The sequence below is a fragment of the Dietzia massiliensis genome, from assembly GCF_018390595.1.
Classification (GTDB): domain Bacteria; phylum Actinomycetota; class Actinomycetes; order Mycobacteriales; family Mycobacteriaceae; genus Dietzia; species Dietzia massiliensis.
On the sequence record NZ_JAHBAV010000015.1, the window covers coordinates 1 to 13,326 of the forward strand.

A 13,326-nucleotide genomic window follows, 5' to 3' on the forward strand; every position below is an offset into this window, starting at 1 on the left:
TCGGCGTCATGGGCGCCGTCCTGTTCCTCCTGCGCGACCACCGGGTCATGGCCCGCTACGGGTACACGATGGGGTTCGCCGGGCTCGCCCTGCTGGCGATCCCTGCCCTGCTGCCCGCGCGGTTCTCCGAGATCAACGGCGCCAAGAACTGGATCATCCTGCCCGGGTTCACCATCCAGCCCGGCGAGTTCGCCAAGATCCTGCTCATCATCTTCTTCGCCTCGATCCTCGTGGAGAAGCGCGAGCTGTTCACCACCGCCGGTAAGCGCGTGCTGGGGGTGGACCTGCCGCGCGCCCGCGACCTCGGGCCCATCATCGTGGCGTGGTTCCTGTCGCTCGGCGTGCTGGTGTTCAACACCGACCTGGGTATGGCGCTGCTGATCTTCGCCACCGTGTTGACCATGCTGTACGTGGCCACCGAGCGGGTGAGCTGGCTGCTCATCGGCGTGGTGCTGGTGGCGGTCGGCGGTGTGCTCGCCTACGCGCTGTTCGGGCACGTCCGCGTGCGGTTCCAGATCTGGCAGGACCCGTTCGCGTTCTTCGACACCGGCGGCTACCAGAGCTCGCAGGCCCTGTTCGGGCTGGCCTCCGGAGGGATGGGCGGCACCGGGCTCGGCAACGGTCGGCCCGACCAGGTGCCGTTCGCCAACACCGACTTCATCACCTCGACCATCGGCGAGGAGCTGGGCCTCATCGGCCTGGCCGCCGTGCTGATGGTCTACGCGATCCTCGTGCTGCGCGGCATCCGCGTGGGGCTGACGATCCGCGACAGCTTCGGCAAGCTCGTCGCCGTGGGCCTGGCGTTCACCGTGGCCATCCAGATGTTCGTCGTGGTGGGCGGCGTGTCCACGCTCATCCCGCTGACCGGCCTCACCCTGCCGTTCATGGCGTACGGCGGATCCAGCCTGCTCGCCAACTACGCCCTCCTGGCCATCCTGCTGCGCCTGTCCAACGACGCGCGCCGGCCCATGCCCACCCCGCGCCAGGCGCCGGCGCTCGCCGAGGCCGCCACCGGCCTGATGCGCACGCCGCGGCTGCTGCCGGGGTGGAGGAACGGGTGAGCGCCGCGTGAACGCCGCCATCCGCAGGGTCGCCGTGGCCGCCATGGTCATGGTGGTGGCCCTCCTCCTCCAGCTCACCTGGGTGCAGGTCTTCCGCGCCGACGAACTACGCGCCGACCCGCGCAACACCCGCATGCTCCTCGACGAGTACTCCCGCCAGCGCGGACAGATCACCGCCGGCGGGCGCGTGCTGGCCATGTCCCTGCCGTCGGACGGGCGTTTCGAGTTCGAGCGCACCTACCCCACCGACCCCGAGGTGTTCGGCCCCACCGTCGGCTACTACTCGCTGCAGTTCGCCACCGCCGGGATCGAGCAGTCCCAGGACGCCTTCCTCAACGGCTCCGACCCGCGCCTGCTGTCCCAGCGCATCACCGGCCTCATCTCCGGCCGCACGCCCCAGGGCGGCTCCGTCGAGCTGACCCTCGACCCGGTCGGCCAGCGCGTCGCCTATGACGCCCTCCGCCGCGGCGCCGGCCAGGGCCCGTTCGTCGGCTCCGTCGCGGCCGTGCGCCCGTCGACCGGCGAGGTCCTCGCGCTGGCCTCCAGCCCCTCCTTCGACCCGGGCGCCCTGTCGAGCACCGACCCGGACGTGCGCTCCGCGGAGATGGCCCGCATCGAGCAGAGCCCCGACCGGCCCCTGCTCAACCACGCCACCCAGCAGGCCCTGCCGCCCGGCTCCACGATGAAGGTCATCACCACCGCCGCGGCCCTCGAGCAGGGCATGGGTCCGGACACCCCCGTCTCCGGCGCCGACCGCACCCTCCTGCCCGGCACCGCCACCTACCTGCAGAACTACGCGGGCCAGACCTGCGGCGGCGGCACGGTCACCCTCCGCACAGCGCTCGAACTGTCCTGCAACGTCCCGTTCGTGGAGATGAGCCAGGAGATCGGCCCGGAGGCGTTCACCGAGATGGCCGAGAAGTTCGGGGTGGACGGGACCGCCCCGGAGGACTTCGGTGTGCCCGTCGCGCCGTCGGGGCTCGGGGAGATGGAGGACGCCGCCCAGCTCGCCATGAGCGCGATCGGCCAGAGCGACGTCCGCATGACCACGCTGCAGAGCGCCATGGTCGCCGCGACCGTCTCCAACGGCGGCGTCCGCATGGAACCGCAGTTGATCAAGTCCCTGACCGCGCCCAACCTCTCCGTCGTCGAGGGTTTCACCCCCCGCGACGCGGCCCGCGCCCTCACCGACGACCAGGCCGCCACCCTCACCGACATGATGATCGGCGCCGAGGCCAATGCCGGCGGCGGCCTGCCCGGGGTGACCATCGCCTCCAAAACCGGCACCGCCGAGCACGGCGTCGACGCCTCCACGTCGATCCCGTACACCTGGTACATCGCCTTCGCCCCCGGCCGTGACGTGGCGGTGGCCGTGGCGATCGAGTCCGGCCCCGGCATCACCCGCGACACCGTCGGCGCCACCTACGCGGCCCCCATCGGGCGCGAGGTCCTGGGCGCCCTCCTCGGGGGCGCGCCGTGAGCCTGAACTCCGGGGCTCTGCTGTCCCAGCGCTACCGTCTGCTGCGGCTCATCGCCACGGGCGGGATGGGCCAGGTCTGGGAGGCCGACGACTCCGTCCTCGACCGGCACGTCGCGGTCAAGGTCCTCAAGGCCGAGTACTCCTCCGACCCCGAGTTCGTCGAGCGGTTCCGGTCCGAGGCCAAGGTCACCGCGCGGATCTCCCATCCCGGGATCGCCACCGTCTACGACTACGGCCAGATCACCGACCCCGCCTCCGGTAGCCCGCTGTCCTACCTCGTCATGGAACTCGTGGTGGGCGAGCCGCTGTCGGACGTCCTCGCGCGCGAGGGCACGCTGCCCCTGCGCCACACGCTCGACATGCTCGAGCAGACCGGCCGCGCCCTCAACGCCGCCCACGCGATCGGGCTCGTGCACCGCGACGTCAAGCCGGGCAACATCCTCATCACGCCGACGGGGCAGGTCAAGCTCACCGACTTCGGAATCGCCAAGTCCATGGGCGCGTCCGCCGTCACCCAGACGGGGATGGTCGTGGGCACCGCCCAGTACATCGCGCCCGAGCAGGCGATGGGACACGAGACCTCGCCCGCCGGGGACGTCTACTCCCTCGGCGTGGTGGGCTACGAGTGCCTGGCCGGGCGGCGACCGTTCGTCGCCGACTCACCAGTGAGCGTCGCGATGATGCACGTGCGCGACACCCCGGCGCCGTTGCCCGAGTCGGTGCCCGGCCCGGTCCGGCGCGTCATCGCCGAGGCGATATCCAAGGACCCCGAGCGGCGTTACCCCGACGGCGAGGCCTTCGCCGAGGCCGTCGCCGACATACGGGCCGGCCGCGACCCGCGCCCGCCGAGTGCGTTCCTCGCCGCCGCGGGCGGGGCCGCCGCCGGCGCGGCCGCGGGTGCGGCGGCCGCCACGGCGGCGACCACCGTCCTCCCCGACGACGGCTCGGGCGTGTACCGCGCCTCGTCGGCCGGCGCGGAGCCGACGCGCGCCTACACGAGCATGCACCCGGGCACCGCCGGCCGACCCCGCACCCAGGGCGCACCGCGCACGCAGGGCCAGCCCCGGACGCAGGGTCAGCCGGCCGCGCAGGCCGCGGGTCGGTCCCACCGGTCGCCGGCCACCGGCCGACAGCCCGCCCCGCCGGTCACCACGCGGCCTCCCCGGCGGCGCCGCGGGGGCGGCTGCGCCGGGTGGTTCCTCGTGGTGTTCGTCCTGGTCGCCGCCCTGGCGGTCGCCGCGGCGGTCGCGCTGTCCAACCTCGGTGTCTTCGGCCCGGGCGGGTTGTTCGGCGGCGCCACCACCACTCCGCGGACGCCGGCCACCACGCCCGTCACCACCGTGACCACCCAGGCCCCCGCCCCGGCACCCACGCCGCGGCCGAGCCCCACCCCGTCCCCCACGCCGACCCCGGAGCCCTCACCGTCGCCGACCGGGGCGCCGACCACCTCCGACCTGCAGGACATGCTCGACTCGCTCACTTCCGAGTTCAGCTCGCTCCTGCCGCAGCAGGGCGAGGGCCAACAGGGCGCACAGGGCCAGGGTCAGCAGGGCCAGGGTCAGCGCCAGGGCGGCGAGGGCCGGGGTGGCGAGGGTCGCGGCGACGGCCCCCAGGCCAGCGGGCGTACCGGCGGCGACGTCGCGCCCGTGCCGGCGCGCGCCGGGGGTGAGGGCGCGTGACCACACCGTCCGTCCTCGCGGGCCGGTACGAGATCGGCGAGACCCTGGGCTACGGCGGCATGTCGCAGGTCCACCGGGGCCGCGACACCGTCCTCGGCCGCGACGTCGCCGTGAAGATCATGCGGCCCGAGCTGGCCCGGGATGAGACCTTCTACCAGCGCTTCCGCCGGGAGGCGCAGAACTCGGCGTCGCTCAACCACCCCTCGATCGTCGCGATCTACGACCAGGGCGAGGAGCAGACCGACGAGGGCTCCCTGCCGTACATCGTCATGGAGCTCGTCGAGGGCGACACGCTGCGCGACCTCATCCGCATGGACGGGCCGATGCCGCTCGAGCGGGCGCTCGGCGTGATGGCCGACGTGTGCGGGGCGCTCGACTTCTCGCACAAGAAGGGCATCATCCACCGCGACGTCAAGCCGGCCAACGTCATGATCTCCCGCGACGGCGCGGTCAAGGTGATGGACTTCGGCATCGCGCGCGCGGTCAGCGACTCCTCGTCGACGCTCACCACCACGTCGTCGGTCCTCGGCACCGCGCAGTACCTGAGCCCGGAGCAGGCGCGCGGCGAGAAGGTCGACGCCCGGTCGGACCTGTACTCCGCCGGCTGCGTGCTCTACGAGATGGTCGCCGGGGTGCCGCCGTTCACGGGCGAGTCGCCGGTGGCGGTGGCGTACCAGCACGTCCGCGAGTCCCCGCGGCCGCCGTCGGCGGTCAACCCGGAGGTGACGCGGTACGTCGACGCGGTGGTCATGCAGGCCATGGCCAAGAACCCGGAGAACCGTTACACGTCGGCCGGGGAGATGCGCACCGACCTCATCACGGTGCTCACCGGGGGCCGTCCGGCGGCGCCGTTGGTGTTGTCCGACGACGACCTCGACGACGACGAGCGGCCCGACGCGCCACACGGGTTCACCGGCGCGGGGTACGGGACCGGCCGGCCCCAGCAGTCTCCCTCGGACGCGCTCACCGAGGCGCACGATCTGGCGGGCGTGACCGGTGGCACGGCCGGCGGAGCCGCGGGTGCCGCGGCGGGGTCCCGTCCCGCGTCCCACTCCGCGGGCGGTCGCCGGCCGACGACCCGGGACGACGAACGCCGCAGGCCACGGGGGGTGGCGATCGCGTTGGCGGTGCTCCTCGTGCTGGGCGGCGTCACCGCCGTGTCCCTGTGGGCAACCTCGAACGGCGGGGACGGCGGTATCTCGCGGACGCAGGAGGTGACGATCCCGGAGGTGGCGCAGCGTCCGGTGGCCGAGGTGGTCGAGGAGCTCACCGCGCTCGGCCTCGAGCCGGTGCAGGCACCGGCGCCGCACCCTGAGATCCCGGAGGGACACGTCATCTCGTCGGACCCGATCGCCGGCAAGCGCCTCGCGGTGGGCTCGGAGATCAACCTGATCGTGTCCACGGGCAAGCCGATCCTGTCGGTGCCCAACGTCATGGGGATGTCGCCCGCCGACGCCCGGTTGGCACTGGAGGAGGCCGGGTTCCAGGTCGTCCCGGAGAACGAGGCACGGCCGTCTACGCCGGAGGACCAGGACAAGGTCGTCGACACCGATCCCGCGCCGGGCGCGCAGGTCCCCTCCGACCGGCCGGTCCGCCTCACGGTGGGGTCCGGACCCGAGCAGGTGGCGGTGCCCGGGGTCGTCGGCCAGGGCGCCGAGTCCGCGCGCGCGACGCTCGAGGCCGCGGGCTTCCGGGTGGACACCCTGCGCGTCGACGGCACCGCGCCGGAGGGCCAGGTGGTCGGCCAGTCGACGCCCGCCGGTCAGTCCCAGCTCAAGGGCGCGACGATCACGCTGCAGGTCTCGGCGGGGAACCGCTTCGAGATGCCCAACATCGTCGGCGACACCGTCGAGGAGGCGTTGGCCAAGCTCGAGCAGGCGGGCTGGCGTGGCGGCCGCGGCCAGCTCGTCGAGCTCCCGCAGAACGACCCGGACCTGTCCCGGGTCGGCCGGATCTACTCGCAGCAGCCGCCGGTGGGCGAGGCGGGCGTCAACGACCAGGTCGTGGTCCGGGTGATCCGCTTCGGGCTGGTGCCCGGGCCCGGCTGACCGCCCGGTCACCCGCCCCGCGCGCGGCGTGCAGCGGTCAGGCGTCGCTTCTGCACGGTTCGCCGAACCACGTCCTGGGGATTCGCTGACCGAACTGACGGCTCGCGCCATCCGGCCGCGGTCAGGCGAGGGCGGCGCCGCGGGTTCGGTCGAGCTCCGACTCCAGCCGCGTCACCAGGGTCTCGGACGGCCGCTCCCCGCACATCCCCAGCCAGTTGGCGAGCATGCGGTGCCCGCCGTCGCTCATCACCGACTCGGGGTGGAACTGCACGCCGTGGACGGGCATGTCGCGGTGCCGCATCGCCATGACCAGCCCCGACTCCGTCCACGCCGTCGGCACGAGGGCGTCCGGGATCGTCTCGGGCAGCACGGTCAGCGAGTGGTAGCGCGTGGCCGTGAACGGGCTGGGGATGCCGGCGAGGACGCCGGAGTCGTCGTGCGTGACCCGGCTCGTCTTGCCGTGCATGAGCTCGGCGGCGCGGTCGACGGTCGCACCGAACGCCTCACCGATCGCCTGATGTCCCAGGCACACGCCCAGCACCGGCACGCCCGCGCGCCCACAGACCCCGATGAGCGGGATCGTGGCACCCGCCCGGTCAGGCGTTCCGGGCCCCGGGCTGAGCAGGACGCCGTCGTACCCGCCGATGGCGCGTTCCAGACCGGCCGGGTCGTAGCGACCGTCCGGGCCGGCGAGCCTATCGTCGTCGTTCCGCCACACGTCGCACGTCGCACCCAACTGGCCCAGGTACTGGACCAGGTTGTAGACGAAGCTGTCGTAGTTGTCGACGACGAGAATGCGCATAGACGCAGCGTACTGCGCTCGGACCGGGGAGCGTCTCCGGTGGGCTTGGTAGACTCGCCCCGACATCCCCCACCACGAGGACTGAAATGCCCAAGTCAAAGGTCCGGTCCAAGACCGAGTACACCGACGCGGCCGTCAGCCGCACCCCCGTCAAGGTCAAGGGGACCCCGACGGCGCGCTGGTACGTCGTACTCATGCTGGGCTTCATGATTCTCGGCCTGCTGTGGCTGGTCACGTACTACATCGCCGGGGAGAGGATCCCGTTCATGCGCGATCTGGAGACGTGGCAGAACTTCGCGATCGGCTTCGGTGTGGCCGTCGTCGGGCTGCTCATGACGATGCGGTGGCGCTGAGGGTTCTCCACAGGGCCCCTCCGCGAGGCGCGCCGGCACTTTCCACAGGCTTTTCCACAGGTCGCCCCCCGCACGACGCGGGGGGTGACCTGCATTTTCTCTGAAATGTGTCTATTTGTGCAGGTCAACAGCCCGATCGCAAGGCCGCCAACCACAGTGACCCCGCTCTTCCACACCCCTCACACACTGTGGACAACTCCCTCCACACTGGGGATAAAGCCTGTGGGACGACGACGAGGTCGACACCGCAGGTCGGGCCCGCTCCGACTCGAACGACTTTCGAACTCCACGCGTGTTATTCCTCCACAGTGTGGATAACACCTGTGGATAAGGGAGGATGGGCGTGTGAATGGTGAGGCGGTCTCCGGAGTGGGGCCCGGGGCCGTGTCGTGGTCGCCGGGCGCCGTGTGGCCGGGCGTGCAGATCGCCGCGGGCGTCGTGCTGGTGGTGCTCGGACTGCAGCGCGCCGAGCCGCTCGCGCTGCTGCTCACGGGGCTGGCGGCGCTGTTCCTCATCCCGTCCGGGGTGTCGCAGTTGCTGCGGCGGCCGCGGATCGAGGTCGTGGACGGGCAACTGGCGATCAAGAAACTCGGACGGGTGCTGTTCGTGCCCCGGTCCGAGGTGGTGGAGGTGCGCGCGCTCGGGTCGGCCCGGTGGGGCGTGCGGCAGCACATGATGCGGCTGGAGTACACCGACGAGCGCGGCCGCGAGCAGCTCGACGTGTTCACCCGGCTCGATCTGGGCACCGATCCGCGCGACGTCGTGGAGACGCTGACGCGGCTGGGGTTCGGCGACCGGCGCGGCGACACGTAGCCACGGGCGGCGCGCGCGGCGCGGCCGGTGGGGCTCAGCGGAGGAAGACGAACCCCGCGGTCATGGACTCCGCCGCGTACCAGGCGGCGAGCCCGACGAGGACGACGACGACGAGGTACGCGGTCCACGACACGACCTCCCGCCCCCCGCGCCGCACACGGGCGGGCAGGCGCCGCGGCAGCACCACCAGCGCGACGGCGGCGACCGCCCCCACCGCGAGCCCGCCGAGATGCGCGCCCAGCGAGACCCCGGGGACGATGAAGCTGACGCCGATGTTGAGCACGAGCAGCAAGCCGATGCCCTTGACGTCGAGGCGCAGGGACATCGCGACGATGGCGTACGCCCCCATCAGCCCGAAGATGGCCCCGGAGGCTCCGGCGGTGAGCGCGTTCTGGCTGGTGAACATCACCGCCACGGACCCGCCGAGGGCGGAGACGAGGTAGAGACCCAGGAACCGGGCGTGCCCGATGCTGCGCTCGATCCCCAGACCGAGGATCCACAGCATGTACATGTTGAGCAGCAGGTGCATCGGGCCGAAATGCTGGAACGCCGAGGTGAGCAGCCGCCACCACTCGTCGCGGACCGCCACCATCGGCGGGAAGAGGGCCGTGGCCTCGAACAGGGCCGACGCGCTGTTCGCCATGATGCTGCGCGCCTGCGCCGCGGTGGCGACGTAGACGGCGAGGTTGGCGGTGATCAGCCACGCCGTGACCGGCTGGAGGCGGAAGAAGCGCGAGACCGCGCCACCGCGGTGGGTCTGGATGCTCATGGCTCCCGGTTCGTCGTGCAGCGGATAGACGTGCGGCGCGGGCCCGGGAGTCCCGGGACCCGCGCCGCCGACCGGCCGGGGAGGTCGGTCAGGAGATCTCGATCGACTCGATCACGACGTCCTCGGTCGGACGGTCCATCGCACCGGTACGGGTGGTGGCGATGGCGTCGACGACCTTGCGGGAGTCCTCGTCGGCGACCTTGCCGAAGATGGTGTGGCGGTTGTTCAGGTGCGGCGTGGGGCCGACCGTGATGAAGAACTGCGATCCGTTGGTGCCCGGTCCGGCGTTGGCCATGGCCAGCAGGTAGGGCTCGGAGAACTGCAGCTCCGGGTGGAACTCGTCCTTGAACTGGTAACCCGGGCCGCCGCGGCCGGTGCCCGTGGGGTCGCCGCCCTGGATCATGAAGCCGGAGATGACGCGGTGGAAGATGGAGCCGTCGTAGAACGGGCCGGTCTTCTCCCCCTTGGCGTTGGCCTGGGAGTACTCCTTGGAGCCGTCGGCCAGCCCGACGAAGTTCTGCACGGTCTCCGGGGCGTGGTTGCCGTACAGCTCGACGACGATGTCGCCCCGGTTGGTGTGGATGGTTGCCTTCTGCGTTGCGATGCTCACGTGTCCCATCCTGCCACGATGGTGGAACCGATGTCGGCGAGGTGGTGGTCGGTGTCCGAGCGCTGTGCCACCATCGTCACATGAGCACACGAAGCGATCGCGCCGCCCACCGCAAGGCCGTCAAGCAGGCGGACAAGGACCTGAACAAGGCTGGGACCGCCGCGCGCAAGGCGTTCGACCTCAAGGACCCGCGGTTCCTCGGCGAGGCCGCCGTCGCCGCCACCCGGGGCCCCGTCGGGCTCGCCCTCTTCGGAGCAAGCCGCGGCATCCAGGTGCTCCGTGAGCGCCGCGCGGAGCAGGCGGAGATCCTCGGTGACCTCGCGGCCGACGCCCGCCAGCACGCCGACTCCGTGCGCGAGGAGACCTCCGCCCTCGCCACGCCGCAGGAGAAGCGCAGCCCGCTGCGTCGCTTCGCGCCGCTGTGGATCGTGGGGCTCGTCGGCGGTGCCGCCGTCGTCGGCGCCACCGCGTACTTCCTACGCGACTCGGGCTCGCCCGCCCCTTCTTCCCCGCCGGCACCCAAGCCCACCCCGGCTCCGCCGCGGACGCCGACCCCGGCCGAGGCGGCCGCCGACTCTCCGGGTGCCGCGGCCGGATCCGCGAGCCCCGGCGCCGGTGCGTCCGAGGCCTCGGAGACGGGCGAGGACCTGACCATCGAGTCCCCGGATCCCGAGGGCCCCGCCGACCAGTCCGCCGAGTCCTCCCCGGCCGCGGGCAGCGCCGCGCCCGGCCCCGCCGCCGGTTCCGCGCCGCAGCCCTCCGATGACGCCGCGGGGGACGACACCGCGACGGGCGGTCAGACCTCGGACGGCAACACCACCGGCGCATGAGCCGATCCGACGCGTCGGCCCACGACCCGGCGCTCGAGATCTCCGCGTCGGCCCTCGAGGAGCTGGCCCCACTGGACGTCCACGCGCTGTACCGACTGCGCGTGGACGTCTTCGTGGCCGAGCAGGACTGCCCGTACGCCGAGATCGACGACGTCGACGCCAACCCGGGCACCACTCATCTCCTCGCGCGGGCGTCGAGCGGTGAGCTGGTGGCGACGCTGCGCGTCTTCGGGGACGACTCCGCCGACGGCCTCATGCACATCGGGCGCGTGTGTACGGCACCGTCCTGGCGGGGACGGGGGATCGCGGCCGGGCTGATCCGCCGGGCGTTGGAGCTGTGCGGTGACCGGCCGGTGGAGATCGGGGCCCAGGCCCACCTCGAGCAGTGGTACGAGCAGTTCGGATTCGTCCGGTGCGGGCCCGACTACCTCGACGGTCGGATCCCCCATCTGCCCATGCGACGCGACCTCCTAGGATGAGACCAGGCTCACCCTTCGATCCCTTCCGAGGACACACATGACGTCTGACGCCCCCTCCGTCCCGCTGGTCAAGGCTCTCCTCCCCGAGAGCGAGATGCCGACGCACTGGTACAACATCCAGGCCGACCTGCCCGAGGCGATGGCGCCCCACCTGCACCCCGGAACCAGGGAGCCGCTCGGTCCCGAGGACCTGGCGCCCTTGTTCCCGATGGCGCTCATCGAGCAGGAGGTGACCGGTGAGCGGTACGTCGAGATCCCCGAGGCGGTCCGGGAGATCTACCGGCTGTGGCGGCCGTCGCCGCTCATCCGTGCACGGCGCCTCGAGAAGGCGCTGGGCACCTCCGCCCGCATCTACTACAAGTACGAGGGCACCAGCCCCGTCGGTTCGCACAAGCCGAACACCGCGGTCGCGCAGGCGTACTACAACGCCGCGGAGGGCATCACCAAGCTGACCACCGAGACCGGCGCCGGCCAGTGGGGTGCGTCGCTCGCGTTCGCCGGGCAGGCCTTCGGCATCGAGGTCGAGGTGTGGCAGGTCAAGGCCTCGTTCGAGTCCAAGCCGTACCGACGGATGCTCATGGAGACCTTCGGCGCGTCCGTGCACCCGAGCCCCTCCGACCTCACCGAGGCCGGTCGTTCGTTCCTCGCCAAGGACCCCGACACCCCGGGCTCTCTCGGTATGGCCGTGTCCGAGGCCGTCGAGGTGGCTGCCGGAGATCCCGAGGCCCGTTACTCCCTGGGCTCGGTGCTCAACCACGTGTGCCTGCACCAGACCGTGATCGGCGAAGAGGCCATCAAGCAGCTGGCGATGTTCGGCGAGGGCGCTCCGGACTACGTCTACGGCTGCGCCGGCGGTGGCTCCAACCTCGCCGGGCTGGCGTTCCCGTTCATCCGGGAGAACCTCGCCGGCGCCGCGACCCGGATCGTCGCGGTCGAGCCCACGGCCTGCCCGTCGCTGACGGAGGGCGAGTTCCGCTACGACCACGGTGACGTCGCCGGCCTCACCCCGCTGATGAAGATGTACACCCTCGGCCAGGACTTCGTCCCGGATCCCATCCACTCCGGCGGCCTGCGCTACCACGGCATGGCGCCGCTGGTCAGCCACGTCAAGCACCTCGGCCTGCTCGACTCGATGGCGGTGGAGCAGAACGTCGCGTTCGCGGCCGGCGTCGAGTTCGCCAAGGCGGAGGGCATCGTGCCCGCCCCCGAGTCGACCCACGCGCTGGCCGGCGCCATGGCGAAGGCCCGCGAGCACACCCGCGAGGCCGGCACCGGGCCGTCGATCGTGATCGGCCTGTCCGGTCACGGCTTCCTCGACCTGCCCGCGTACGAGTCGTTCGTCCGCGGCGAGCTGGGCTGACGCGCCGGACGGGGCCCGCGCCCCACACCAGACCACCAATCACGTTCCCTACCCTCGATAAAGGAGCCCCCAATTGACCAAGACCATCGAGTTCACCGATCGGGTCGCGATCGTCACCGGTGCGGCCGGCGGCCTGGGCCGCGCGTACGCCCTCGCGCTGGCCGAGCGTGGTGCCAAGGTCGTCGTCAACGACCTCGGCGGCGATGTCCGCGGTGAGGGCGGGTCGCCGTCGCTGGCGCAGCAGGTCGTCGAGGAGATCACCGCGGCCGGCGGCGAGGCGATCGTGGACGGCAGCGACATCACCGACGAGGCCGCCGTCGAGGCCATGGTGTCGACGGTCATGGAGAAGTGGGGCCGGATCGACATCCTCATCAACAACGCCGGCATCCTGCGCGACAAGTCCTTCGCCAAGATGGAGCCGGCGGACTTCCGCAAGGTCGTCGAGGTCCACCTCATGGGCTCGGTGAACTGCACCAAGGCGGTCTGGCCGCACATGGCCGAGGCGGGCTACGGCCGCATCCTCATGACCACGTCCTCCTCGGGCATCTACGGCAACTTCGGCCAGGCCAACTACGCCGCGGCCAAGTCGGGGCTGGTCGGCCTGATGAACGTCCTGGCCATCGAGGGCGAGAAGAAGAACATCAAGGTCAACTCCATCGCGCCCACCGCGGCGACCCGCATGACCGAGGATCTCCTGCCCCAGCGGGTGCTGGACATCATGGGCCCCGAGACCATCGCGCCGGGCGCCCTGTTCATGGTCAGCGAGGACGCCCCCACCAAGACGATCCTCGGTGCCGGCGCCGGCGTGTTCGCGGTGTCGCAGATGGTCGAGAGCCGGGGCGTCTACCTGCCCGAGGGTGCGCGGACCCCCGAGGTGGTGGCCGAGCGCTGGGCCGAGATCGCCGACGTCACCGACGCCAACCCCCTCGAGGGCGCCTTCGAGCAGACCTCCAAGTACGCCGCGCTGGCCGCCCGCGAGCTCGGCCTGCACCTGGAGAGCTGACCGGCCGGGGCGGCCGGGCGGCGCGGATGACGCCGGCGG

The 13,326-nt window shown here is 71.9% G+C and carries 13 protein-coding genes; 10 read left to right on the forward strand and 3 right to left on the reverse strand.

The genetic code is table 11. The features are described from left to right. From KHA85_RS06025 to pknB, 4 genes are all read left to right on the forward strand, one after another. Positions 1–1,061, forward strand: a 1,061-nt coding sequence (locus KHA85_RS06025; protein ID WP_213185144.1) for an FtsW/RodA/SpoVE family cell cycle protein, incomplete at its 5' end; no start/stop codon positions are given. Between the two features lie 7 nt (positions 1,062–1,068). Further along, a complete protein-coding gene (locus KHA85_RS06030; RefSeq protein ID WP_213185145.1) occupies positions 1,069–2,541 on the forward strand; it encodes a penicillin-binding transpeptidase domain-containing protein in 1,473 nt (490 codons plus the stop codon). Continuing rightward, positions 2,538–4,220 (forward strand): serine/threonine-protein kinase, encoded by a 1,683-nt coding sequence (locus tag KHA85_RS06035; RefSeq protein WP_213185146.1) that lies wholly within the window; start codon positions 2,538–2,540, stop codon positions 4,218–4,220. Before KHA85_RS06030 ends, KHA85_RS06035 begins: the two co-directional genes overlap by 4 nt. Beyond that, positions 4,217–6,268, forward strand: a complete 2,052-nt coding sequence (gene pknB / locus KHA85_RS06040) for a Stk1 family PASTA domain-containing Ser/Thr kinase (RefSeq protein ID WP_213185147.1) — start codon at positions 4,217–4,219, stop codon at positions 6,266–6,268. The genes KHA85_RS06035 and pknB overlap by 4 nt, the downstream gene beginning before the upstream one ends. 121 nt (positions 6,269–6,389) lie before the next feature. Here pknB and KHA85_RS06045 read toward each other — a convergent pair whose 3' ends face one another. Continuing rightward, complete coding sequence (locus tag KHA85_RS06045) at positions 6,390–7,070, reverse strand: aminodeoxychorismate/anthranilate synthase component II (protein WP_213185148.1); 681 nt, start codon at positions 7,068–7,070, stop codon at positions 6,390–6,392. A gap of 86 nt (positions 7,071–7,156) precedes the next feature. On the opposite strand from KHA85_RS06045, the gene crgA reads away from it, so the two are divergent. Further along, positions 7,157–7,423 (forward strand): cell division protein CrgA, encoded by a 267-nt coding sequence (gene crgA, locus KHA85_RS06050; RefSeq protein WP_213185149.1) that lies wholly within the window; start codon positions 7,157–7,159, stop codon positions 7,421–7,423. Between the two features lie 345 nt (positions 7,424–7,768). After that, entirely contained in the window at positions 7,769–8,236 is a 468-nt protein-coding gene (locus KHA85_RS06055) for a PH domain-containing protein (RefSeq protein ID WP_213185150.1), read from the forward strand. 34 nt (positions 8,237–8,270) lie between these two features. Here KHA85_RS06055 and KHA85_RS06060 read toward each other — a convergent pair whose 3' ends face one another. Continuing rightward, positions 8,271–9,005: a rhomboid family intramembrane serine protease gene (locus KHA85_RS06060; RefSeq protein ID WP_070721948.1), complete on the reverse strand. Its 735-nt coding sequence runs from the start codon at positions 9,003–9,005 to the stop codon at positions 8,271–8,273. 88 nt (positions 9,006–9,093) lie between these two features. Beyond that, positions 9,094–9,624 carry a peptidylprolyl isomerase gene (locus KHA85_RS06065; RefSeq protein ID WP_167349543.1) on the reverse strand — a complete coding sequence of 177 codons (531 nt, stop codon included), beginning with the start codon at positions 9,622–9,624 and terminating at the stop codon, positions 9,094–9,096. Between the two features lie 71 nt (positions 9,625–9,695). On the opposite strand from KHA85_RS06065, the gene KHA85_RS06070 reads away from it, so the two are divergent. From KHA85_RS06070 to KHA85_RS06085, 4 genes are all read left to right on the forward strand, one after another. After that, positions 9,696–10,445, forward strand: coding sequence for a hypothetical protein (locus KHA85_RS06070; RefSeq protein ID WP_213185151.1), 750 nt, complete (start codon positions 9,696–9,698; stop codon positions 10,443–10,445). Then, a complete protein-coding gene (locus KHA85_RS06075) occupies positions 10,442–10,924 on the forward strand; it encodes a GNAT family N-acetyltransferase (RefSeq protein WP_213185152.1) in 483 nt (160 codons plus the stop codon). The genes KHA85_RS06070 and KHA85_RS06075 overlap by 4 nt, the downstream gene beginning before the upstream one ends. 37 nt (positions 10,925–10,961) lie before the next feature. Continuing rightward, a complete protein-coding gene (locus KHA85_RS06080; protein WP_213185153.1) occupies positions 10,962–12,284 on the forward strand; it encodes a TrpB-like pyridoxal phosphate-dependent enzyme in 1,323 nt (440 codons plus the stop codon). Between the two features lie 73 nt (positions 12,285–12,357). Then, the gene (locus KHA85_RS06085) at positions 12,358–13,287 is read left to right on the forward strand and encodes an SDR family NAD(P)-dependent oxidoreductase (protein ID WP_007626906.1); all 930 of its coding nucleotides are present in this window, start codon (positions 12,358–12,360) and stop codon (positions 13,285–13,287) included. The last annotated feature ends 39 nt before the right edge of the window (positions 13,288–13,326 follow it).